The organism is Vibrio thalassae (assembly GCF_900089835.1).
GTDB lineage: Bacteria > Pseudomonadota > Gammaproteobacteria > Enterobacterales > Vibrionaceae > Vibrio > Vibrio thalassae.
Map to the genome: position 1 here is coordinate 17,111 of NZ_OANU01000041.1, position 26,693 is coordinate 43,803.

Consider the following 26,693-nt stretch of genomic DNA (forward strand, 5'->3'; position numbering starts at 1 on the left):
GGGAATGTTTAGCGAGAACGAAACAATATGTTAATTTGGTTGCAGATTGTAACGGCTCATTTTGTCTAACTCGATGTGACCTTGTATTAATTTTGTTAATAAGCGTAGAAAACAGCAAAAAGCTCGGAGTTTTTGACAAGCAATTCCTTAACACTCAAAATACACTGCCTGCCATTGTAGTAGTCCAGTCGTCTTTTGCGACTGAGTAGAGATTGAGGAACACACATGTTTACAGCAACAGATGTGCTAAAAACGGAGTTTGTCGAGCAACCGCTTGAACAGCTCTGGTCACTGATCTCTCCACTTTACATGGTGGATGAGTCTCAATGGTTGAAACAGCTTTTACCTCTGGCGACGCCGCAAGGCGATGAAGCCCAGCAAATCCCACAGAAAACCACCGAGCTTATCGAAGCCATCCGTGCCGATAAAAATGCCATTCAAATGATTGATGCTTTGCTGCTTGAGTACAGTTTAGATACTCAAGAAGGCATTTTGTTGATGTGTTTAGCAGAAGCGTTAATGCGCATCCCTGATTCTGCAACGGCGGATGCGCTTATTCGCGACAAACTGAGTGTCGCTGATTGGAAATCTCACCTGAAAAATTCTGACTCTGTGTTTGTCAATGCGTCAACATGGGGTCTTATGCTGACGGGCAAAGTTGTCGGGCTTACTGAGTCTGAATCACAAAGCCCAGCAAAAGCGGTGAACCGTTTAGTCCACAAGTTCTCAGAGCCTGTGATTCGTAAAGCCATGTATCAGGCCATGAAGATCATGGGCCATCAGTTTGTTTTGGGCCGCAGCATTGGTGAAGCTCAGAAGAATGGCAAAAAGATGCGTGATCGAGGTTTTACCTACTCTTATGACATGCTAGGTGAAGCGGCGCTCACTAAATCTGATGCTGACAAGTATTTCAAAGACTACCTGATGGCGATCGAAGCAGTAGGCAGTGATAAATACGGCTTAGATACTAGTCCAGCACCATCAGTTTCAATCAAGCTGTCGGCACTCCACCCTCGTTACGAAGTCGCTAACGAAGAGCGCGTGCTGACTGAGCTTTGCGATACGTTAACTCAGCTTCTTACTCGAGCGCGAGAGCTGGATGTGGCGATTACCATAGATGCGGAAGAAGCTGACCGTCTTGAGCTATCACTTAAATTATTTGAGAAAGTGTATCGTAGCGACGTGGCAAAAGGGTGGGGCAAGTTTGGTCTGGTGATCCAGGCTTATTCTAAGCGTGCACTTCCTGTTTTGGTTTGGGTCAACGCTTTAGCGAAGCAGCAAGGCGACCTGATTCCACTCCGCTTGGTGAAAGGAGCGTATTGGGACAGCGAAATCAAATGGTCTCAACAAGCGGGTTACGATGCATACCCTGTCTATACTCGTAAAGAAGCCACTGATGTTGCATACCTAGCGTGTGCTCGATTCCTATTGAGTGAAAACGTGCGTGGCAATATTTTCCCGCAGTTTGCGAGCCACAATGCACATACAGTGACGGCCATTGCGACAATGGCGCAGCACACCGATTACGAATTCCAGCGTTTACATGGTATGGGTGATTCACTTTATGACCATGTGATGGATACTCATAAACAGCCAGTCCGTATTTACGCACCGGTGGGTAGTCACAAAGACTTGCTGCCATACCTAGTGCGTCGTCTGTTGGAAAACGGTGCGAACAGCAGCTTCGTTCACCGCCTTGTTGATGCGCGTTGTCCTGTTGACAGCTTAACTGTTCACCCGGTAGACGCATTGCTTGCCAATGACACCCTACACAACGCGAATATCGATCTCCCTCCCGCTATTTTTGCCGATCGTAAAAACTCAATGGGTGTGAACGTCGATATTGAGAGCGAAGTGAAAGACTACGAGCACAAAGTTGAAGTGTTTCGAGCTAAGCAATGGCAAGGTGCTCCGATCATTAATGGTCAATCGCAATACGAAAGCATGATCAAGGACGGTGCGAGTGTGGATACGATCACTGCGCCTTATGATCACCGTATTGTCGTAGGGCAGGTGGCCATGGCTAACCTTGATCATGTTTCCGAAGCTATCCGAGTGGCAGAGCAAGGTTTTACGAGTTGGTCGCAGACGCCATATGCTGAACGTAGTCAGTGCTTACTAACACTGGCCGACAAGTTAGAAGACAATCTGCATGAGTTGGTGGCGATATGCCATCAGGAAGCGGGTAAGACCATCCACGACAGTATTGATGAAGTGCGCGAAGCGGTCGATTTTTGTCGTTACTATGCGAAACAACCACATATTTTTGAAACGCAATCGGTACTGGGCTTTGACGGTCAGTCAAAAACATTGACACGCGGCGGACGAGGTGTGTTTGTTTGTATTAGTCCGTGGAACTTCCCACTGGCGATTTTCTTAGGTCAGGTCACGGCAGCATTGGTTACGGGGAACACCGTTGTGGCTAAACCTGCGGAGCAGACTTCTCTTATCGCTGTACGTGCTGTTGAGTTAATGCTTGAAGCAGGCTTCCCAGCTGATGCGATCCAACTGATTACAGGACGCGGTGCTGATGTAGGTCAGGCGTTAACCTCTCACTCGGCGATTGCTGGTGTTGCCTTTACTGGCTCTACGCCAACAGCTCAGCGCATCAATAGCACACTTGCGGCACGCCAAGTTGCGCCAGTACCATTTATTGCAGAAACCGGCGGTCAAAATGCGATGATTGTTGACTCGACTGCACTGCCTGAGCAAGTCGTTCGCGATGTTGTTCGCTCTGCCTTCGCCTCTGCTGGACAGCGCTGTTCTGCATTGCGTGTTCTGTTTATTCAAGAAGATATTGCGGAGCGTGTTATTAACCTGATTCAAGGTGCAATGGATGAGCTTAAAGTGGGCTTGCCCTATCTACATGCTACCGATGTGGGCCCAGTAATTGATGCCAATGCGAAGCAAAAACTACTGACACATATTGATGCGATGACAAAACAAGGCAACAAAGTGGCGCAACTGTCGCTTGATGCTGAGTGCCAAGAAGGGGATTTTGTACCGCCTTGTGCGTTTGAAATTTCTGATATCTCTGTGCTAACGGAAGAACATTTCGGCCCTATTCTCCATATCGTTCGCTTCAAAGCATCTGAACTACCAAAAGTAGTTGAGAGCATCAACGCAACAGGTTTTGGCTTGACGCTAGGTGTCCACAGCCGTAATGAATCGACGTACGAGTGGGTGGAAAAACACGCTCGAGTGGGGAACTGCTACATCAACCGCGATCAAGTCGGTGCAGTGGTAGGGGTTCAACCATTTGGAGGACAGGGTCTTTCGGGAACTGGACCAAAAGCAGGTGGCCCACACTACCTATATCGCTTTACTGATGTCATTAACGCCAACGCTAATCGAGCGGCGAAATAAGGAGAAAAATCATGGTCAATAACGCAACTATTTTCTCCGATGTTTTGACAGCATGGGAAGGTTGGAATCTTACCGATTTTGCCGAGCAACGTGAGTGCTTACTTTCTGTTCAGCGCAATATGAATGAGCTAAACGCGACGCTTGCTAGTGTCATGGCATTTCATATTCAGCAAGCCAACCTGCTATTGGCGAACCCACATGTGATGCCTGGGCCAACGGGCGAAACTAATGAGCTCTATGCGGCAGGACGTGGAGTGGTTTTAGTGATTCTAGAGAGCGAAGAAGCACAGGCGAAGATCGCGGCAATGGCGCAAATAACAGCTGCACTTATCGCAGGCAATGGCGTCATCGTTTGTTCTGGCAACGACAAGTTTAATCAAATATTAAAATCGGCAGTTGAGCGTTCGAGACTGCCGATTAACCTAGTTCAATTTGTGGCTTTAGAAGAAGCGTCCACTTTTATCGATTTTGATGTGCGAGTGGTGGGCCTTGTCGGCTCTAAAGACACAGAATGGCAGGTCAACCATCAACTGGCTAATCGCGATGGAGCGATAGGTCTTTTGGTTTCTGAGACGGATTTGGCGCTGCAGCCTGCGGCGCACGATCCGAATCTCGTGTTGAGGTTCATAACAGAAAGAACAAGAACCATCAATATCACAGCAGTGGGGGGCAACGCTACTTTGCTTGAGCTTGGTAGCTAGTGACATAAGGTCACGGATCCCTACCAGCCTCCAACATCGCCGTTATGTTGGAGGCTGTATTCTAGGATGAGGAAATAATAATGATTCAAAATAGCTATGCTATTACAACTACTTTCATCGCTTATTTGGCGTTGATGCTCGCTATCGGTGTGATTGCTTATAAGCGCACAGCCAACTCTAGCGACTACTTTCTAGGTGGTCGCTCATTAGGACCATGGCCTGCGGCTATATCTGCAGGTGCATCGGATATGAGTGGTTGGCTACTGCTCGGTCTTCCTGGCTATGCGTATGCAGCCGGTATTGAAGCTTTTTGGCTTGCTGGCGGTTTGCTGGCGGGTACTTGGCTAAACTGGCTAATCTGTGCCAAGCGACTACGTACTTACAGTATTACTACTGACGCACTGACTTTGCCTGAATATTTGTCTCGTCGTTTTAATGACAATTCAAAAGTTGTTCAGGTGGTATCTGCGTTCTTTATTTTGCTTTTCTTCCTTTTCTATACCAGTTCTGGTCTAGTGGCAGGTGGTAAACTGTTTGAAACGGTATTTGGTTTGGATTATAGCATTGCCGTCATCATCGGTACGGTCTGTGTTGTGTCGTACACGTTATTCGGTGGCTTCCTTGCGGTGTCTTGGACTGACTTAGTCCAAGGTCTTTTGATGGCAGCAGCACTGATGATTGTGCCTGTGATTGGAATGCAAGGTGGATTTGGTCAGCTGACGTCTGATCTTGACGCGATCAATCCAGAGCTTCTTACCCTTTGGGATGACGTCAAAGGTCAGCCGCTATCAGCGATTGCAATTATTTCTCTAGTGGCATGGGGTCTAGGTTACTTTGGTCAGCCACACATCCTTGCACGTTTTAAAGCAGCTCGTTCAAACAAAGATTTAACGACTGCTCGCCGCATCGCTGTTGTTTGGTCTGCACTATCTATGCTCGGTGCAATGCTCGTGGGTGTAGTAGGTCTTGTTTATACGACGAGCAGTGGTGGAGATGTATTAGCGGATGGAGAGAAGATCTTCATGTTGCTCGTTAATGCACTTTTCCACCCTGTGGTAGCAGGCATTCTTTTGGCTGCGATCCTAGCTGCTATCATGAGTACCGCGGATTCTCAGCTATTGGTTTCTTCCTCAGCATTGGCGGAAGATTTCTACAAGCAAATCATCAATAAAGATGCGACATCGGAGCAAGTCGTGATGGTAGGTCGTGTTGGCGTTATCTTGCTATCGATTATTGCGCTGGTGCTTGCGATGACTCCAGACAGCTCGGTGCTTGGACTAGTGTCTTATGCTTGGGCTGGTTTCGGTGCTGCCTTTGGTCCTGCTATTCTACTCAGCCTATACTGGTCTGGTATGAACCGTAATGGCGCTATTGCAGGTATCGTTGTTGGTGGTGTGACTATTGTAGTTTGGAAGCAGCTAACTGGCGGTATTTTCGATATCTACGAAATTGTTCCTGGTTTTATCCTATCTTGGATTGCGATTATGGTAGTGAGCTCAATGACAGGTGGTCCTGACAAAACGGTTCAAGCTCAGCATAAAACCTATGAGAAGAACCTAGTCGAGTTAGACTAATCATATATCTTTGTGATTTAGCATAGTTTATATATCAAATGGCCTTCTATTTAAGAGGGCCATTTTTTTATTTGAATCCTCCAAAAAAAGCCCGTACTGGTTGCTATTTTGGACATTCACCCCAGTCGCATTCAACCTGATAAACAAGCTCATCGATTTTCTTCGGTTTCAAACGATATTGCTCATCTATCGACAATTCACTCGCGACTTGAGTTTCAAATAATGACCAGTGTTTGACAAGACATTCATCGAGATCGGTGGTTTCTTGAGACCATGTTTCTTTGAGCATAGGAAGCATACATGCAGAACCATGAGCAAATATCATTAGCTTCCATTTTAATTCCTGCATAACGAGTGGCGTGTGTGGGGACGCTGCGTTGAAATCATCAACCAATTTCAAAACAATACTTTCTATTTCGCCCGTGCTATCGATAAAGTAATCGAAAAACTCATTTTCTTGGCGCATTGCATCAGCGATAAGTTGGATAGGCTGAGGAATGACTATACAGTGGGCAAGCATCCCAACAGCGAAATGGTAAACTTTAACGTTGGCTGGGGTATCTTCTGGCAACTGATCTAACAGATAACGAATATACTTTTGCATGTAAGCATGAAGATGGTCACTAATGCCATACCAAATCTGTTCTTTACTACCGAAGTGGTGACGGATCAAACTGTGGGAGACGCCTGCACGTTCACTAATATTGCGAATGGATACACGCTCATAACCTAACTCACAAAACATTTCAGCGGCGACCGTCATGATCAGGTTTTTCGTCTCTTCTGCTGCCATTGCACTGCGACGACCTTTTTTCTTTTCCACTCGATACCTTCTAAATTCAAACAATCCTATACAGGGTACTGCATTAGTGTATTCGACGACAAGATTTGCATCGATGCTGTCGTCAGGAGCTGTACATTTACAAGAGTTAATGTCACGTCTTTTTATATAACCAAAAGCAATAAAGTTAGTCATAAATATTATATTACACGCATGTGCAGTATTTATTGATCTCTTTCAAATTATACTTATACTGCACACTTGTAAAGCAATTAGCTGTACAAGTGTAAAATATAATATTGGGATAAATACTATGAGAACCCATCGTCTATTCAGAACTAGTGGTTTGACTGTCTTGCCTTTATTGGCAGCCGTCGGCCTGTCCGGTTGTAATCAAGCACAATCGGAAATCAACGAACCAGTGATCAAACCCGTCAAAGTAGTTGAAGTTCCTGAGCTTAATTTTTCGCCAGTGAGCAGTTACTTAGCACAAGTAGACGCAACAGATCGGGCACAACTTTCGTTTCAGGTTGCAGGTCAAATCTCTTCTATAGATGTCAAGATGGGAGAGGCGGTGGGAGCGGGTGAAATTCTAGCGACATTGGATCCAACGGATTATCAAGTCGCTTTAGATGCACGTCAGGCCGAGTTTGACCTCGCACAGTCCCAATTAAATCGCGCCGAGCAGTTATTTGCTAAGAAGCTTATCAGTGCTGATGCCTTTGATCGTAATGAAACCCAGTTCAAAGCAGCACAAGCTTCACTCGAGCAAGCTAAAGCGGATCTAGGTTATACGCAAATCATCGCGCCGTTTGATGGCGTGGTATCTGTGACTCACCAAAAGCCATACGAAGTGGTCGGTGCTAAACAACCCATTTTGAATCTCATCAGTAGCCAAGATTTAGACGTCACGTTTGCTATTCCGGTCACAGAGGTGAAGAACATGACACTGGCTGAGCTTAAGCATCAGCACTTTTTCGTCACGTTAGATAGCCACCGTAATCAACGTATTGAAGCATCCTTTAGAGAGATTGCGATGCAGCCTGATCTTGATACCAATAGCTATGCGGCGTCAGTAAAAATCACTAAGCCAGAAAATATCAATGTACTAGCAGGCATGTCGGGCAAAGTACATATCCAAAATGAAACCACAGAACGTGTGTTTTCTTTGCCTGTTGCCGCTTGGATTAACCAGAACGAAACCAGTGGTAAGGTTTGGCGCTTTGACCCTGCGACCCGTCAAGTTCATCAAATTCAGCTTTCGCTTAATGAAAAAGGTGATGTGACGGCTGGTTTACAACAAGGCGACCAAATTGTTGTGGCTGGTGCGGCAAACTTAGCTGAAGGACAGCAGGTCAAGTTATGGACTCGTGAGGGTGGTATCTAGTGAAAAAGTCAATATTAGCATTAGGTTTAGCTGCGCTTGCATTGCAAGGCTGCTATTCAGATATCACAGTGCGTGAGCGAGCACCTTTGCAGGTGGAGACTATTGAAGTCAAAAAGCCTGTTGAACAGCAATATCGCGAATTTCGTGGCCAAGTGGTCACAGCAGAACAGACCAATCTGGCGTTCCGTATTCAAGGCGAAATCTCACACTTACTTGTGAAGTCCGGTCAATCGGTGAGGAAAGGTCAAGTTGTCGCAAAGCTTGATGACCAAAAACTTCAGCAGCAGTACCGTGATGCACAAGCACAATACGAGCTAGCGACCAAGCAATTGCGTCGTGGTGCGGAATTATTTTCAAGAGACATGATCTCTAGCTCTGAGCTGGATGAATTAACGTCCAACAAGCAGCTTGCGAAAGCGCAGTATCAGAACATTCAACATCAGATTCAATATACCAGCTTGAAGGCTCCTTTTGCAGGTGTGGTCGCGAGTGTGGATAAAGAGCGTTTTGAGAATGTTGGAGCGGGTGAGACCGTAGTGTCTATCTATCAAGATGACAAAGTGTACGTGAAAATCAGTTTGTCGGACTACATTCTTGCATCGATTACTCCACAGGCTCAGAAAAATGCCTATCAGCCAAGAGCCTATTTTTCTGGTGTAGATCAAAGCTACAGTATGACGTATTTAGAACACTCTAGCGAACCAGACTCACAAAGCCGTGCTTATGAGTTGTGGCTACAAATGCCTCAACCAGCTGAGAAAATCCTTCCTGGTACCAGTGTTGCCGTGAACGTGGACATGGTGGCAGCTGGGCTAAGTTCAATCCAAGGCTATCAACTGCCGATGACCGTGCTTGAGGCTGGTACTAAGCCTGGCGAGTTCTTTGTATGGAAACATGCTGAAGGAGTCGTCACTAAGACGCCTGTTCATGTGGACCAAGTAAACAGCTTCGGCGTGATTGTTGATACTGGTGTTACCCAAGGCGACGTGTTGGTGAGCTCTAACTTGAGAAAACTGAGAGATGGTGAAGAAGTGGCTCTCAAGGGGAATAAATAACAATGAGTTTAACGGAATATTCAATTAAGAACCGCGTCATCAGCTGGTTGTTTCTCGTCATATTAGCTATTGGTGGTGTGCAATCTTTTATGGATCTCGGTCGTTTGGAAGACCCTGCATTTACCATTAAAGATGCAATGATTATTTCTACCTATCCGGGGGCAACATCCACAGAAGTCGAAGAAGAACTGACCTATCCATTAGAGAAAGAAATACGCAAACTCCCTTATATCGATAACATCAAATCGACTTCATCTTCGGGTCTTTCTCAAATCATGGTCAGTATGAAAATGGACTATGGTCCTGGTGAGCTGCCACAGATTTGGGATGAGATGCGCCGAAAAATCAATGATTTACAACCACAGCTCCCCAATGGGGTAAGCTCGGTACAAATCATTGACGATTTTGGTGATGTGTTTGGCGTAATGATCATGCTCACGGGTGACGGCTATGATTATGTCGAGCTTAAGCGCTATGCAGATTATTTAAGCAGAGAACTTGAGTTGGTCGATGGCGTGGGCAAAGTGACCATTGCAGGCGATCAGCAAGAGATGCTGTTTGTTGAGCTGTCTCTAGAAAGGTTGTCAGCACTGAACCTGGACATGAATGCGGTGATGGGATTGCTTAATCAGCAAAACAGCGTACTTTCCTCTGGCGAGATTATGATTAATGGCGAAAGCATAGCGATTCGTCCAAATGGTAGCTTAGATTCCGTTGAGTCATTGGAAAATCTGATTATCCATGGTCGTGATACCGGAAACCTAATTCGCCTTAAAGATGTCGCGGATATTTCCAAAGGTATCCAAGAAAAACCATCGAATGTGATTACCTTCAACGGCAAGCCGGCTATTAACCTAGCGATTTCATTTGCGTCTGGCGTTAACGTCGTGGAAGTTGGTAAGGCGTTAGATGCACAGCTGAAATCATTAGAAAGCATTAAACCTGCAGGTATTCATCTTGATTATTTCTACAATCAATCGGCGGAAGTCGGTAAGTCAGTTCAAGACTTTGTAGTTAGCCTTGCTCAAGCGGTTGGAATCGTCATTCTGGTGCTGCTGTTTACTATGGGAATGCGCAGCGGAATTATCATTGGTGCGGTTTTGTTACTCACGGTGTTTGGTACTTTCATTATGATGAGTATCAGTAACATCGAGCTACATCGTATTTCTCTGGGCGCGCTAATTATTGCTTTGGGTATGCTGGTGGACAATGCCATTGTCATTGTAGAGGGTATCCTGGTCGGTCTAAAACAAGGCCAGACCAAGAAACAAGCTGCAATGGCTATCGCCAAACAAACGCAATGGCCACTGCTCGGCGCAACGGTGATTGCAATTACGGCGTTTGCTCCTATTGGTTTGTCTCAGGATGCGACGGGTGAATTTATGGGTTCTCTATTTTGGGTCCTATGCTATTCACTATTTTTAAGTTGGATTACCGCATTAACACTGACTCCGTTTTTAGCAGACTTATTGCTCAAAGAATCGGATAAAAATGCGAGCGCAGAGGACTCTGACCCATACAAAGGTATCTTATTCACCGTTTTTCGTTGGTCATTAAAACTTGCTCTAAAACTGCGTTGGTTAACCGTTGCCGGCATGGTGGCAATGCTTATTGTGGCTGTTATGGCATTTGGGTTGGTGAAACAGTCGTTTTTCCCACCATCGAATACACCAATGTTCTTTGTTGATATGTGGATGCCTGAAGGGACGGATATTCGTCAAACGCTCAAGCAAACAGAAAAAGTTGAACAATACATTCAAGCGCAAGACAACATTGAATTTGTTTCTACTTCGGTTGGTCAAGGGTTACAACGTTTTATGCTGACCTATCAGCCAGAGAAGAGCTATGAAGGCTATGCTCAGCTCCAAGTGCGAACAACCAGCCGTGACAATATGTTTGCGCTCCTGCATAAGTTGGATGATAACTTAGCGAGCGAATTTGCCGCACCAACGTTCCAGCTGCGTTTAATGGAGTTTGGTCCGTCTCCCGCGTCCAAGATTGAGGCTCGCATCGTAGGCCCAGACCCTCAAGTGCTGCGTGATATTGCGGTACAAGTTGAAGACGTTTTGATTGCTGATCCCGGGGCGAGAAACATTCGACACGATTGGCGTGAAAGAACCAAAGAGTTAGTGCCGCAATTTAATGAGTCGAAAGCGCGCCGTCTTGGTATCTCTAAAGAGGATTTATCCAACACACTTCAGCTGGCATTCGGTGGTAATACTATCGGTGTATTCCGTGATGGTACTCAGATGTTACCTATCGTGACTCGCCTAATTGAAGATGAGCGTGTGGACTATGCATCTTTGCAGAACATATCCATATGGAGTCCAATGCTTCAGACCTATGTGCCGGTCGAGCAAATCATCGACAATGTTAGTTTGGATTGGCAAGAGCCTATTATTCAACGTCGTGATAGAAAACGTACGTTAACTGTACTCGCCGACCACGACGTGCTTGGCGATGAGACCGCAGCAAGTTTATTCGCTCGTGTAAAGCCACAGGTAGAATCACTGCCTCTGCCTGATGGCTACACGATCGAATGGGGGGGCGAATATGAGTCATCGAAGGACGCACAAGAAGCGATGTTCAAATCCTTACCGATGGGTTATTTGTTGATGTTCATTATTACCATGTTGCTATTCAATTCGTTGAAAAAGCCATTGGTGATTTGGTTTACTGTTCCATTATCGATCATTGGTGTCGCTTTTGGTCTCTTGCTATCCAATATGCCGTTTAGTTTTACCGCGTTACTTGGTCTATTAAGTCTTAGTGGTATGATCTTGAAAAACGGTATCGTGTTGATGGATCAGATCAATTTGGAGCTTGAAAGCGGTAAGGATCCGTACTTAGCGATCATTGATAGTGCGGTAAGTCGCGTGCGCCCGGTGAGTATGGCAGCTTTGACGACCATTCTAGGGATGATCCCGCTGGTCTTTGATGCGTTCTTCGGCTCTATGGCGGTGACTATCATGGCTGGGCTGGGATTTGCTACGGTACTGACGCTGATCGTAGTACCTGTGCTGTTTGCGATTTTTTTCAATATCAAGCCAGCTAAGTAACCAAATAGCCAAATTAATGAACCGAGCCCACTTTTAAGAGTGGGCTTTTTTTGTGTCAATAGTATGAGCGCTTTGTTGAGTATTGGGGTTGATGTGTGATTTTCGCTGCAAGATGACATAAATTGCTTGCACCTTGTTACCATTTCACTTTTTAAGAGGGATTGGTAAGTGAATTTCGAAATCTTGATCAAAAATTCGCAAAATAATGACCAAGAATTTGGAATAGCCGCCACATTTTTTGCAATGATCGTTTTGTAATTCTATCGATCTTTAACACAATATGGTTACAAAATAAACAGACCCGCTGGAGACAATGACAATGCCAACTAACTACTGCGCAGCATGCAAGAAAGATACAGCCCACAAAGCCGTGATGCGACGCAGTCCAAATGATAGTAATTCCATGCTCCACAGTTTCCAGCAATTGATGTCTCAACTTGTCACAGGTAGTGGTTATTACAAACTAGAGCGTCAACTGTATTGCAGAGTTTGTAATAAGCAAAACCAAGAAGCGGCAAAACCTGTCATGAGTCAGCAAGCAAACCTAGCGTAATGTTTTTCAAACTCCTCAGCTTTAACCTTTTGGTTTTGTTGTGAGTTTGTGATCTGACGTCTATTTACATGCATAACGATTGATTTACAATCGATAGAATGTCCATTCGCTCGAGATAAATCAATGGCTTCGCTCGCATTAGATAAAATCGATTTAGAAATCCTAAGAATACTTAGCCTCAAAGGTCGTATGCCTATTGTCGAATTGGCTAAACAGGTCAATCTCACAACGTCTCCTTGCTCTGATAGGGTCAAACGACTAGAAAAAGAAGGCTTTATTCTTGGTTATCATGCAGAGCTCAATCCTGAGAAATTGAACTTAGATGTTCAAGTCTTTATTCATATTCGACTCGACCAAACCAGTTTCTCTATCTTTGAGAAGTTCGCCAAAGCCGTAGAACTGATGCCAGAAATCGAAGAGTGTTATTCTCTTTCTGGCGATTTTGACACGATGATCAAGGTTCGCACTAAAGATATGAAGTCCTATCAAGCCTTTATGTCGACCAAGCTAGGAACGTTACCGGGTGTCATTCAAACTCGTAGTGAAGTGGTCATTGAAGAACATAAAACTGGGTTTGGTGTTAACCCAGAATTGTTAGATACACTGAATTCCTAGGTTATACAAACTCTTACCTTTATAGGGTTGAACTGCACGAAAGTGAGGTTCGGCAACCCCCCTATCCCGCATCCATATTTCGTTTTTGAGACATTTCGTAATTTAGTGCTAAATTCGGTTTATTAAATGAGATATTTCTGATATTTACAAATCTATCAAAACTAGAAGTGTTGATTAACAAACCTATAATGTTTTGAGTGTGAAAGTGATATTGAATCGTTGATTATCTAATCAAGTTTGCATAATCAAAAACAACTTTAGCCAGAAAGTGGTCGGTTTTAAAGGAGCTCATCATGGGTATAGCTGCATTAGTGGGACTTGCGAATGTCACTGGGACATTAGTTCTTGATTCACAAGGGAAATTGGTCGTTTTACCAGAAGGGGTTGATCCTCGACCTGGAGATGTTGTGTTGGAACACGTAGCTAATCAACCCAGTAATGAATTAGATGGCGTCAAGATAGCCCAAGTGGATGTACCTAGCCAAGGCACAAGTTCAAGTCAGTTACTTGGTGACCAAGATGCTCTTGACATCATTGTCCAAATTGAATCTGGTGAAGACCCTACCCAAAACGATGACCAAGCGACGGCCGCTGGTGATGGTATTAGCTCCAGCATATCTGATGCCGCGACTGTTGAAGCAATAACCCCAGAAGTTCTGGCAGCAACCTTCTTTGAAACCACAGGTTTAGATCCTAGAAGCCTTAATAATACTCAAACCAACACACTCTTAGATATATTTTCTAACGCCGCACCAGTTACTGTTTTTGATTCACGTAATTACGACGAAGAATCGCAAAATGGTGAGTTGAATCTAGACTTTCCCACCGACCCAAATGGCGATCCACTCACACTGATCGTTACTGAGATCCCTAAACTAGGTACCTTAACGCTTGCTGACGGCACGCCAGTAAAAGTGGGTCAGCAACTCACACAAGCCGAGTTCGAAGGTCTGCAATTTGATGCGCCGATGGAATATACCGTAGGTGAGGATGCGGGTCAGTTTACTTATACCGTTGATGATGGTCGTGGTGAAATCAACTCGGTTCAATCAGGTGGCGTAACGATCACCATAAACCCTATTAACGACATCCCAGTCATTGTAGAGCTAGGAGAGGGTAGTGTTGATGAGTCAGGTCATTTTGATAACGGAGATGTCGATGCAGGAAACGACACCGCCATTGGTCAAGTATTGGCGACAGACAACGATACCGACGCTGTCCTTGCTTATTCTGTCGCCAATCCATCAGATCAGTATGGTTCCATTTCGATGGATAGTCAGACTGGTGAATGGGTCTATACCCTAGATAACGACTCCGCTGCCACACAAGCTTTAGCTGAAGGCCAAACGGTGACTTCTGAGTTCACCGTTTTGGTTACCGATGACAAAGGCGCGCAGGTGACAGATACGATTGTTATCACTATTACCGGAACGAATGATAAGCCAGAGTTTTCTGCAAGTAGTGAGAATACAGGCTCAGTTGTTGAAGCTGGTCATGATGCTGCCGGTAATACCGAAGCGGGTTCTCCTGTAGCTCAAGGGACGTTGCAAGCAGAAGATATTGATGCAGGGTCGCAACTTAAATTCTCAGTTCAAAATGGAAACAGTGAATATGGAAAACTGGTTCTCCAAGAAGATGGGCAGTGGACTTTTACTCTTGATAATACTGCGACAGCGACTCAAACGTTAAATGCCGGCGATTCAATAGACATTACTTTTCCTGTTGTTGTAACTGACGAGTTTGGTGCAGTCAGTTCAGATACACTCACGATTACTATCACCGGCACCAATGATTTACCGACTATTGTAAGTGGTTCAACAGGTACACTAACTGAAGATTTTGATGCCAACTCTTCAGACAACTTAGTGGCTACCGATAAATTAGTCATCAGGGATGTCGACGCTGGTGAGGAGGTATTCAATGCAGGGGTGGCAACACCTGTAGGCGCTAATTGGGGTACCTTAAGTATTCAGGCAGATGGTACGTGGACGTATACCTTAGACAATTCGCTAGACGCGGTGCAAGCCTTGGATGTGGGCGATCAACGTATTGAAGAATTTACTGTAACGTCGGCAGATGGGACGGTACATACGATTGCCGTTACGATTCATGGTACCGAGGACGAAACTGTCATAACCGGTCCAACGACAGATACGGTTAAAGAAGACACCAATGTTGACACTGGGCTTCTAATCGCAGGCGACAACCTGTCACTGAGTATTAGTGATAAGGATGCTGGTGAAAACAAATTCAGCACCGTGGTAACCAAAGTAGCGAATGATCATGGGCAGCAACCATTAGGTACTTTGACGATCACCGAAGACGGTGACTGGTCTTATCAAGTATCGAATTCTCTTCCAGGAGTACAAGAGTTAGGTGAAGGTGAAACGCGCATAGAACGTTTCACCGTGACTTCAATTGATGGCTCCAAAACCGAGACCATTGAAGTCACGATTCAAGGGACTAATGATGCCCCTATTATTGCTGGTGATGATGTTGGCAGTGTGACCGAAGATTTTAATGTTCAGTCGGCGAACCGACTAACAGATAACGGTCAACTCACTATTTCGGACGTAGACGCTGGTGAGGCTAAGTTCCAAACAAGGGTAACGCCGGTAGGAACGGTAGTAGGCTCATTGACGATCACCGCGAGCGGTGCTTGGAGTTATGAAGTCGATAACACAAACTCTGCGGTTCAATCGCTTGGCGAGGGTGAGACACTAACAGAGACGTTCCAAGTACTGAGTGAAGACGGGACACCGCATAACATTGTGGTCACGATTCATGGGGTAAATGATGTTCCCACCATTACATCAGGTGACTCTGTGCTCGCACAAGAAGATGTCATGGTTGATGGTGATGGCAATATCGTCGCTCAGAATACTCTGGTGATTTCTGATGATGACGCTGGTGAAGAAGTCTTTAATGCAGGTGTCGCCACGCCAGTGGGAACCACCTTGGGTTCGTTGAGCATCAATGCGGCTGGAGAATGGACCTATAAAGTCGATAACGGCCTAGCTCAGATTCAAGCATTGGACGTGAATACCAGTCTGACAGAGTCGTTTATTGTGACGTCAGCGGATGGCACTCAGCACCAAATTGATGTGACGATTAATGGGACAGAAGATCCAACGATTATCAGTAACTACGAGCCTGGCGCGGTTATAGAAGATACGGCAGGCATCTTGACGGACTCTGGCGCGCTCTCGATTACAGACCTTGATACAGGTGAAGCTTTATTCAGTACAACGGTCACGAGACTTACTAACAGTGACGACCAATCGCCGTTGGGTACCCTGACTATTGATGCCAATGGTAATTGGCATTATAGCGTCGACAACTCACTGGAGGGTGTTCAAGAGTTGGGAGAGGGCGTCACACGCGAAGAAGTCTTCCAGGTGACGTCAATTGATGGCTCAGTAACGCAGAACATTGTTGTGACTATTACTGGTGTAGACGGAGCCCCTGCCATCGTTAAGGGTGCCTCAGGCTCTGTGACAGAAGATGTTGGTGCCAATAGCAGTGGCAATTTGGTGGCCACAGATAAACTGGTCATTACAGACGAAGATGCGGGAGAAGAGGTCTTTCAAGCTGGCGACGCGATACCAGTGGGGACCACATGGGGTACATTGAGCATCCAGGCGGATGGTACGTGGACATATACCTTAGACAATTCGCTAGACGCGGTGCAAGCCTTGGATGTAGGCGATCAACGTATTGAAGAATTTACTGTAACGTCGGCAGATGGGACGGTACATACGATTGCCGTTACGATTCATGGTACTGAGGACGAAACTGTTATAACCGGTCCAACGACCGATACGGTTACAGAAGACACCAATGTTGACACTGGGCTTCTAATCGCAGGCGACAACCTGTCGCTGAGTATTAGTGATAAGGATGCCGGTGAAAACAAATTCAGCACCGCGGTAACCAAAGTAGTGAATGATCATGGGCAGCAACCTTTAGGTACTTTGACGATCACTGAAGACGGTGACTGGTCTTATCAAGTATCGAATTCTCTTCCAGGAGTACGAGAGTTAGGTGAAGGTGAAACGCGCATAGAACGTTTCACCGTGACTTCAATTGATGGCTCCAAAACCGAGACCATTGAAGTCACGATTCATGGTACTAACGATAAGCCTACTATATCGGGAACAAATACTGGGGATGTGGTAGAAGACCGACAGATCACTAATGAAGGTGGAACAAAATTCATCACAGATGGTGGCTCATTAAGAATTGTAGATATTGATGCTAATGAAAGTCACTTCAATACTAACGTTGAATCTATTGGCTCAACGCTAGGTACGCTCACTATTAACGCACAAGGTGATTGGGACTACAAAGTTGACACCAAACTCAAAGCCATTCAAAGCCTAGCAGTAGACGAAACTATGCAGGAGTCATTCCGTGTTTATTCTGCGGATGGATCTACTTCTGAAGTGATTACTATCATTATTACGGGTACCAACGATAGACCAAGTATTAAAGGTGATAAGGCTGGGAGTGTTAAGGAAAATGCTGAAAGTATCAATAGTGAAGTGAGCACTACCGGTGATTTAAATCCAAAAGATAAAGATACCTCAGACACTCACGAATGGTCTTTACTTGGGTCTTCAGAAGGGAAGTATGGTTCGTTTACGATTGATCCAAATTCAGGTACTTGGAAGTACATTCTGGACAACGATAAAGCCGATTCTTTATCGGAAGGTCAAATAGAAAAAGAAGTATTTACGGTTCAAGTCGATGACGGAAATGGTGGAACTCGCACTCAAAACATCACGATTACTGTTGAAGGCACCAATGATACTTTTACATTGAATGGTGATAGTTCAGCAACTTTGACGGAAGATCTTCACACCGTTGAAGATGGTGTGATTGCTGTTTCAGATATAGATATCGACGACCAGTTTACATGGACAGTCCTCAATCCAAATGGAAACCTTGGTACTCTCACCGTAGATCAAAATGGGAAGTGGACCTACTCACTTGACAAGGACTCGGCTGAAAAACTTGAGCAAGGGGTATTGTACCCATCAGGCTCTGAAAATGGCGAACATGTTTTTCAAATACAAGTGACCGATGGTACTGCCACGAAAGTATTTGACGTCAATATTGATGTTATTGGTACCAATGATGCCCCTGAAATCACGGGCACTCGCACAGCCGAACTCTATGAAGTTAACGGTTACGGACAGAGCGTTACACATGATTTGTCGACGGGCGACCCAGATTTAAATGAAACGGAAAGTTGGCAAATCAACGATGCGAATTCGGGTGTCGGAACATATGGCTCTCTTGTACTTGACCAAAATGGTGAGTGGACATACACGCTTGGTGTAACGGAGGCACAAAAAGCAGCAGTGGATGCGTTACCGCATGATGCGATAGTAAAAGAGTCTTTCTCAATTACGTTAACCGATAAGTATGCAGCGACGAACACCAAAGATATTACGATAACCATACACGGTGACAATGACAGGCCTATTATTGGCGGTGATTTGTCTGGCGCAGTCACTGAGGACGTTCATCCTAATAACGATGCTACTCAAGATATTACCGTGACGGGCACGCTTACCGATGGGGATGTAGACGCCGGTGACGACCATACTTGGTCTTTGAACACACCAAAGGGCCAATATGGCACTATCTCAATTGATCCCGATACAGGTGAGTGGACCTACGTTCTAAACAACAATAATCCTTCAGTACAAGCACTTAGACCAGGCGACGCAGCCTTGACAGAGACTTTTACTGTGACAGTTAAAGATGACTCAGGTCAATCGGATAGTACGGCGACCCAAACCATTACCATCAATATTTCTGGAACGAATGATGCACCAGAATTATCAGGTGCTACAACCGGAAGCGTTATCGAAGATACTCCTGGGCGTGAAGTGGCAACGGGCAACCTGGCAGTTTCTGATGTCGATTCCACCGATACTCACACTTGGCAAGTTCAAGGCGAAAATCCGGTGAATGGGAAAGCAACGGGTATCTATGGACAGCTGTCCGTTGACGAGAATGGCAAGTGGACCTACGAGCTTGACAGTGATTCTCTTGCTACTCGTTCCATTCCTCCTGGTATGACGGTAACAGATACGTTCCAAGTGGTTGTCACCGATGCTGGCGGTTTAACAGATACGGCTACTGTTACGGTATCCGTTGCGGGTACCAATAGTGAGCCAGAAATTGTTGTTAAACCTGAATATACCGTTATAGAAGATGGCGCAGCCTTAAGCGGAACTATCATTGCGGGTATACCGACGCAAGATCAGCTAGATAACAATGTTATCGGTGGTGGCGACCCTGATCAGGGTGAGCTGGTGTCTTGGAGCGTAATCCAAAACGGTCAATACGGCAGCTTTACCATTGATGAAGCGACGGGCACTTGGACTTATGTACTCAATAACAACCATCCAGATGTAGACTCGCTTGACAAGGGAGACATATTACCTGGTGGTGATACCATCCAGATTCGTGTTAGAGATAAATACGGTGTTGAATCGATACAAGAAATCAAGATTGTTATCGAAGGTGAAAATGATGCGCCAAATATCACTGGAGCGACCGTTGGTTCCATCTCTGAAGATGCGATTGAAGCTGGGCAAAATACCGCAACAGGTTTGCTAAGCCCTGGGGATGTTGACGCTGACGACACACATATATGGGCTCTCACCGATCCAAATAATGGCCGTGGTGAGTACGGTACACTGACGCTTGGCTCAGATGGTCAGTGGACGTTCACTTACGACCAACCGAGTAAATTAGCAGAAATTAAAGCATTAAAACCGGGTCAGGTGGTCACTGATACCTTTGAAGTCACCGTGACTGACAGTCATGGGGAAAAATCAACAGAGACGGTCACCATCCGTATTGAAGGACAAAATGATGCTCCAACGGTGAGTGGTGATGTCTCTGGGACGTTCGTTGAAGATAACGGAACGGATGATCCGAGTGACGATCTCACGCCAGTAACTGGTCAAGCGGTACTGACCGACTTAGATAATGGCGATTCTGCAGAGTTTGTTATTGCCGATGGGCAAACACATAGTGTGTATACCGGATTGCGCGGCGACTTGTCGATTGATAAGGATGGTAACTGGGAGTTCACCCCGAAGAATGACTTGCTTCAAGCGTTGGCAGAAGGTGAGACACAAACAGAAGTTTTTACCGTTGTTGCTAAAGACAAAAATGGTGCAACCATCACTCAAGACATCACAATAACCATCGAAGGTCGAAACGATGTACCAGTGATTCATGGTGAATCGACAGGTACAGTCGTTGAGGATGGGACTAAGGATGTCTTTGGTGTTGACTTGACTCGTGTTGAAGGTCAATTAGTTGCGACCGATGTTGATAACAATAGTTCGATTCACGCCTGGTCTATTGAGTCTTCTGGTGTCGGCCAATACGGCACTTTGACGTTAGATAATAATGGAAAGTGGACCTATGTAATTGATAACACAAAAAAAGCAACTCAAGATCTACAAGTTGGGCAAACTGCACAGGAAATTTTCTATGTGATAGCCACAGACAATAATGGTGGTGTATCGGAACGGATCCCTGTGGTTATTGACGTTATCGGCCAGCATGATCCAAGCGGTAATGGTGGCGATGGTGGTTCGGGTGCTAAAGTCGACGATTCACAATTAAATGTCATTGAAGACGATAAACTAACGGATACGGATAATGACTCTGATGCGAGTAACCCATTACAAGGTGTGCTGACTACCAATCCAATAAATGGTGGAATCTATGGTCATCTAGAAGCCAGTAATGGTAAGTGGACTTATGTTCTGAATAATGATTCACCTTTTACACAAGGTTTAGAAGAAGGTCAAACGGCAACAGAAACGTGGCGCGTCATTGATGAAAATGGCAATTACGTCGAGGTCACCGTTACGATTGAAGGCAAAGCAGATAAGCCTGAAATAACCTACGAGACAGACAGCACGCACCCTCAGAACGACACCATCTTGTTAGGGGAAGCGACAGAAGATGTAACCACATCGATGTCTGGTCTTCTTGGCGTAGATGATCCTGACTTGGGCGATACTCATGTATGGGGAATTGATGGTAATTCGGTTGGTCAATACGGAACTCTTAGCATTAACCCTGATACAGGGGAGTGGACATACATTCTTAAGCCTGGAGTCGACATACCTGCGGGAGAAGAGGTATTTGATACATTTGTTGTTAGGGTTACTGATACCGATGTAAATGAAGGGGCGAGTACGGCATCAGATACGCGTGAAGTGAAAATCAAAATCATTGGCTCGGCTGAAGACTCTTACCAAGGTGACACTAAAATCGTCGTAGAGACTATCACTGCAACTGAAGACAATGGCGAGTCTGGCGAGTTAGGGACAGGCGCTGAAGAGGTAGTGATAAGTGGCGGTCCACTTTCGCTTGACCCTAGCATTGGGTTGGGCAGTCAAATTAGTTGGACGTTGGTTGACGGTCAAGGTACCTACGGCAGTATTACTGTTTCTCAAGATGGCTCTTGGGCCTTTACGCTTGATAATGATAGTCGTGCAGTACAGTCACTGCAGGAAGGTCAGGTTCGGGAAGATACGTTTGAGGTATATGCCGTTGACCAATACGGAAAAACCGTGGTTGATGAAAATGGCTTACCTAAGACAGTAGAAATCGTGGTTAATATCCATGGACAAAACGATGCTCCGACGCTTCAAGCTCATGTTGAAGAAACCATAGTCGCTGACGACTCAGACCAAACGATTGCAGGTCGACTAACGATCAATGATGTGGATACGCAGGATCGTGGCCATCACACATGGACGATTGCAGAAGACAACGTCAACTCTGATTACGGGACGTTAACCTTTAACGCGAATGGGACATGGTCTTTTGTTGTCGACCCTACCAACCCAGATATTCTGGCGTTAGCTGCCGATGAAAGTATTGAACAAACTTGGACTGTCACTGTCACCGACCCCAAAGGTGAAACGGCGACACAGACACTGACAATCAACATTAAAGGTGATAACCAAGCGCCGACGATGACGACCGACGACGGCTCAGTAAAAGAAGACGTCTTAAGTGGTTCGGAAATCTCGGTGACCAAGCCAATTTATTTGGATGATGTGGATGCGAGCGATGTGGTTACTCTCGTCCCAGCAAACCTAAACGGTACTTACGGCAACTTTGTGGTTGATCCAGTGACCAACACATGGAAATACGTGCTCTTTAACGACCAGTCGCATGTTCAATCTCTAGGTGAAGGCGTAACGGTAACAGAAGAGTTTACTATCCGGGCGACGGATAAATTTGGTGCGGAGGTGACCCAAATAGTAGAAGTGATGGTCACAGGATCCAATGACCAGCCATCCGTTTCTGGTTCAGCGTCCGGCTCGGTTAGCGATACGTTAGGCAGTACGGCTGCGGGTAAAGTGACGGTATCTGATGTCGACATTGGCGACACGCATACCTTCTCTGTGAAGCAGGACTCAAACCTTGGGACATTTACTGTTGATAACAAGGGTAATTGGAAGTTTGTAGTCGATAAAAACAACCCAGAGATCAAAGCTCTAGCCAAAGGACAGACCAAAACGATTCAGGTTAGCGTGGTCGCGACAGACAGTTCAGGCGTGACGGCAACCGAAGAGTCTAATGAGCATATCATTACTATCACCATCGTTGGCACCAATGATGCGCCGCAGATTGTTGATATTGGTGAGCAGATGGCTATAGAGAACACGACAACGCAACTTACGGGTCAGTTCGATTCTGGTGACATTGATACAATGAATGTAGCAGATAGTCATCATTGGCAAGTGGTCTCGGGGGACCCTCGAGGTGAACTGACGGTCGATCCTGTGACTGGAGCTTGGACCTTTAATCTGACTGGTGATTTCGACTATTTATCAGCAGGTGAAACCTTATCTAGCCCATTGAGTTATCAGGTGAAAGTGACGGATGAACATGGTGCTTTAGATACGATTACGGTTAACTTCCAAGTTACCGGTACGAACGATGCTCCAAGCGTTGTCGCGGCAAATACGGTTGCGACCGGAACCGTGCACGAAGACCCTACGGGAGCGGAATCAGGGGTTGCGACTGGTGTGGTCACTATTGAAGATGCCGACCAAAATGATACCCACAGCTACAGTTTGAGTGGAACTGGCATGGTGACTGAAATTCAGGGTACCTATGGCACGCTTAAGCTTGTTGCAGGTGATACTCCAGATAGCGTTAAGTGGGAATACGTACTGGATCAATCGAAAGCAGATAGCCTAAATGATGGTCCGGTAACCGAAAACTTTGATCTGTTCATAGAGAGTATGGTTGGTGGTGTGGCACAAGGCGATGCCATTAAACAGACAATTGAAGTAACAGTGGAAGGACGCAATGACGCAGCGATGGTGACGTCTGATTCGCAAACGCAAGTTGAAACAGATGCCCCTTTACAGATGACGGGTAACCTCAATTCGACCGATGTGGATAATTCAGATGATACGTTTACGGTTCAAAGCAATCATCAAGGTACATACGGTACGTTTAGTATTGATGCCAATGGTGAGTGGACATTTGTTGCAAACCAATCCTTCGACTATTTGAATGTCGGTCAGAGTATTGAGGAGACGTTTGCCGTTACCACAATCGATGGCACAGTTTCAACGGTTAAAGTGACCATTCAAGGCACGAATGACGCCCCAACCATTAGCGGTGACTTTGCTAAAGGCGTTCAAGAAGGCGTGACAGATTCTATGAGCGGTACGGTGAACATTGTTGATGTGGATAGCTCAGTCATTACTCGTTCACTGCGCAATGGCGTATTGAACGGTGATACCTACACTGCGACAGGGCAGTATGGGACACTGACTTTTAATATCGCAACAGGCGTATGGGCATATGTGTTGCTTGCAGGCAGCAGTAACGCACTGGCAGGCGATCAAACTGCGACTGAAACCTTCTATATCGAAGCGACTGATAGCGCGGCAGGTGGAGACAGCGTACAGCCGATCACCATCACGGTAACGGGTAATCAAGGACAACGAGGCGATAGTGCTCTTGACGATATCTTGACCGCCACGGTGGATGATGAATGGCTATTTGGTAATTCTATTCCAGCGAGTGGTGGCATCACTGCGGATAATGATTCACAAGACTCGTTCCGTTGGGAAACGGCAAACCTTGCGGGAACGGATACCATCAAAGACTTCGATGTCCGAGACTTTGCCGCGACAGATCCAAGCGTGAAACACGATGTGGTCGATTTGACGGCGGTGGACTTTAAAGCCGATCAGCAGTTAACAGACCAATTGAGTGTGAAAGAGGAATCGGGTGATACGGTCATTGAGATCCACGATAGCGGTACCGTACTCCAATCTATTGTTTTGGAGGGTGTCACGCTGACCGCTTTACTTGGTGTCTCACAGATGGAAGTGGATAGCATGACACCAACCGAAGTCACCTTAGCGCTGCATCAATCTGAACAGCTTACTTTACCTGATCAAATTCGCATTGGTACGGACGCTTCTGAAACCTTAATCGGTACGGCTGAAAGTGACGTTATTTATGGTGGTGGCGGAAATGATATCCTCACTGGCGGAGATGGCTTCGATCTGTTCTTGTTTACAGAGGATAGCGCTGGAACGACAGCAAGTCCTGCTGAACAGACCGTCACGGATTTTCACATTGGCGATGATAAGTTGGATATTTCCGATTTGTTGCCTGAGCACGACAACTTAGGTGATTTACTAGCTAATATCACTATTACCGTTACGGACGATCCAGATGACGATACTGATCCTACAACAACCATCAGTGTGACTAATAATGGTGAACAAACGGATATTACATTACAAGGTATCGGTTGGAATGACTTGGGTATTGCAGATTCTAATGTGATGACGGATCAAGGTAATCATCAGTCGGAGCTGCTCAATCAGTTAGACCAATTGAATATTATTAAAGTCGATCCGTAAAGCGGGGTAGTATCGAACGAAAAGGGCTGCGCATTTGCGCAGCCCTTTGTTTTTCAGCTTAGAACATTGTCAATGATTAACTTAGCTTGTTTTGTTCGGCTTTACAGACCGCAGCAGTAAATACGACATCGGTTGAACTGTTTAGGGCGGTTTCTGCTGAATCTTGAATAACCCCGATAATAAAGCCCACCGCAACAACCTGCATCGCGATATCATTTGAAATGCCAAACAGACCACACGCTAGCGGGATGAGCAGTAGAGAGCCCCCTGCGACACCGGACGCGCCACATGCAGAGATAGCCGCAACAATACTAAGTAGTAGTGCAGTGAGAAGGTCAACTTGGATTCCCATAGTATGCGCAGCGGCCAGTGTGAGGACTGTAATCGTGATGGCTGCGCCTGCCATGTTAATCGTAGCACCCAGAGGGATAGACACAGAGTACGTGTCTTCATCAAGCTCCAGCTTTTCACATAGCGCCATGTTAACTGGAATGTTTGCAGCACTTGAACGAGTGAAGAAAGCCGTGACACCACTTTCACGTAGGCATTGGAATACCAGCGGGTATGGGTTTTCTTTCGTTTTTATGTAAACGACAAGAGGGTTCATAATTAATGCGATAATTGCCATTGCTGACAGAAGGACAATGAGCAAGTGTGCGTAGCCTGCTAATGCTGAGAAACCAGTGGTCGCAAACGTATTTGCTACAAGACCAAAGATACCAAAAGGCGCAAGGCGAATAATAAAGCGTACGATCTGAGAAACACCATGGCTGAGATCTTCAAACACTGCTTTTGTGGTATCAGATGCGTGATGGAGCGCCAAACCAAGACCAATAGCCCACGCGAGAATGCCAATATAGTTAGCGTTCATTAGCGCATGAACGGGATTGTCTACCAGTTGAAATAGAAGCGTATTTAGAACTTCAGCAATGCCTTGAGGTGGTGTTGCACCTTCCGCGCCAGACGCTAGTGCGAGTTCGGTCGGGAAAAGGAAGCTCAATACAACGGCTGTAAGAGATGCTGAAAATGTACCTATGAGGTACAGCACCACGATTGGGCGCATATGGGTGGTTTGATTTTTCTTTTGGTTAGCAATAGAAGCGGCGACAAGAATGAACACTAAAATTGGGGCAACAGCTTTTAGAGCTCCAACAAACAAACTACCCAGCATTCCAAAAGTTTGAGCTGTTGAAGGAGAGGCTATTGCGAGGATAACACCAAAAACGATACCCGCTAAGATTTGGAGAACCAAATTTCCATTAGCATAGCGAGCTAACAAGCTAGAACTTTGCATTTTTTATCCCTGTAAATGTGATCACTACCCTAATGCCGCATGGTCGTTTGTATCTGTAAATAGGACAATCCGATGCAGATTGGGTGGTTTTATTGTGTAAAAAAGTGTGATTGCGGGTTTTATAGTATCCAAGCAAACTAATGTTGTCAACGCCAGTTTAAAATTGACCCACTTATCGACGTTATCGCCGAAGTAAAACTGACCCACCCAAGTAATTAATTTTTACTTTCAGATAGATTTTCTAGAACTGTTGGTATGGTTCCAGCCGCCTTCTTTCCTCGTAATCGGTAGCTTTCTCCACTGATTTGTACGATGTGCGAGTGATGAAGAAGCCTATCCAGTAATGCCGCCGTT

The 26,693-nt window shown here is 45.6% G+C and carries 12 protein-coding genes; 9 read left to right on the forward strand and 3 right to left on the reverse strand.

Features of this window, described 5'->3' with window-relative positions:
* The first annotated feature begins 225 nt into the window (after window positions 1-225).
* The 3 genes from putA (at window position 226) to putP (ending at window position 5,641) form a co-directional block, all read left to right on the forward strand.
* Window positions 226-3,366, forward strand: coding sequence for a bifunctional proline dehydrogenase/L-glutamate gamma-semialdehyde dehydrogenase PutA (gene putA / locus VTH8203_RS12970; RefSeq protein ID WP_096994055.1), 3,141 nt, complete (start codon window positions 226-228; stop codon window positions 3,364-3,366).
* Window positions 3,367-3,377: 11 nt separating this feature from the next.
* Entirely contained in the window at window positions 3,378-4,067 is a 690-nt protein-coding gene (locus VTH8203_RS12975; RefSeq protein ID WP_096994056.1) for a 1-pyrroline-5-carboxylate dehydrogenase, read from the forward strand.
* A gap of 80 nt (window positions 4,068-4,147) precedes the next feature.
* Window positions 4,148-5,641, forward strand: coding sequence for a sodium/proline symporter PutP (gene putP / locus VTH8203_RS12980; protein ID WP_096994057.1), 1,494 nt, complete (start codon window positions 4,148-4,150; stop codon window positions 5,639-5,641).
* Between the two features lie 103 nt (window positions 5,642-5,744).
* On the opposite strand, the gene VTH8203_RS12985 is transcribed toward putP, so the two are convergent.
* Complete coding sequence (locus VTH8203_RS12985) at window positions 5,745-6,434, reverse strand: TetR/AcrR family transcriptional regulator (RefSeq protein WP_167385823.1); 690 nt, start codon at window positions 6,432-6,434, stop codon at window positions 5,745-5,747.
* 301 nt (window positions 6,435-6,735) lie between these two features.
* Between VTH8203_RS12985 and VTH8203_RS12990 the strand changes: the two genes are divergently transcribed.
* The 6 genes from VTH8203_RS12990 to VTH8203_RS13015 all read left to right on the forward strand — a co-directional run bounded on the left by VTH8203_RS12990 (window position 6,736) and on the right by VTH8203_RS13015 (window position 25,045).
* A complete protein-coding gene (locus tag VTH8203_RS12990) occupies window positions 6,736-7,809 on the forward strand; it encodes an efflux RND transporter periplasmic adaptor subunit (protein WP_096994059.1) in 1,074 nt (357 codons plus the stop codon).
* On the forward strand, window positions 7,809-8,864 hold the full coding sequence (locus VTH8203_RS12995; protein ID WP_096994060.1) for an efflux RND transporter periplasmic adaptor subunit: 1,056 nt from the start codon (window positions 7,809-7,811) through the stop codon (window positions 8,862-8,864). The genes VTH8203_RS12990 and VTH8203_RS12995 overlap by 1 nt, the downstream gene beginning before the upstream one ends.
* Before the next feature lie 2 nt (window positions 8,865-8,866).
* On the forward strand, window positions 8,867-11,923 hold the full coding sequence (locus tag VTH8203_RS13000) for an efflux RND transporter permease subunit (RefSeq protein WP_096994061.1): 3,057 nt from the start codon (window positions 8,867-8,869) through the stop codon (window positions 11,921-11,923).
* 319 nt (window positions 11,924-12,242) lie between these two features.
* Entirely contained in the window at window positions 12,243-12,476 is a 234-nt protein-coding gene (locus VTH8203_RS13005) for a hypothetical protein (RefSeq protein WP_096994062.1), read from the forward strand.
* A gap of 123 nt (window positions 12,477-12,599) precedes the next feature.
* On the forward strand, window positions 12,600-13,091 hold the full coding sequence (locus VTH8203_RS13010; protein WP_096994063.1) for an Lrp/AsnC family transcriptional regulator: 492 nt from the start codon (window positions 12,600-12,602) through the stop codon (window positions 13,089-13,091).
* Between the two features lie 293 nt (window positions 13,092-13,384).
* Window positions 13,385-25,045 carry a VCBS domain-containing protein gene (locus VTH8203_RS13015; protein ID WP_096994064.1) on the forward strand — a complete coding sequence of 3,887 codons (11,661 nt, stop codon included), beginning with the start codon at window positions 13,385-13,387 and terminating at the stop codon, window positions 25,043-25,045.
* Window positions 25,046-25,121: 76 nt separating this feature from the next.
* Here VTH8203_RS13015 and sstT read toward each other — a convergent pair whose 3' ends face one another.
* Both sstT and VTH8203_RS13025 read right to left on the reverse strand, forming a co-directional pair.
* Complete coding sequence (gene sstT / locus VTH8203_RS13020) at window positions 25,122-26,339, reverse strand: serine/threonine transporter SstT (RefSeq protein ID WP_096994065.1); 1,218 nt, start codon at window positions 26,337-26,339, stop codon at window positions 25,122-25,124.
* 215 nt (window positions 26,340-26,554) lie between these two features.
* The coding region (locus VTH8203_RS13025; RefSeq protein WP_244181154.1) for an ATP-binding protein at window positions 26,555-26,693 on the reverse strand (139 nt) is incomplete at its 5' end.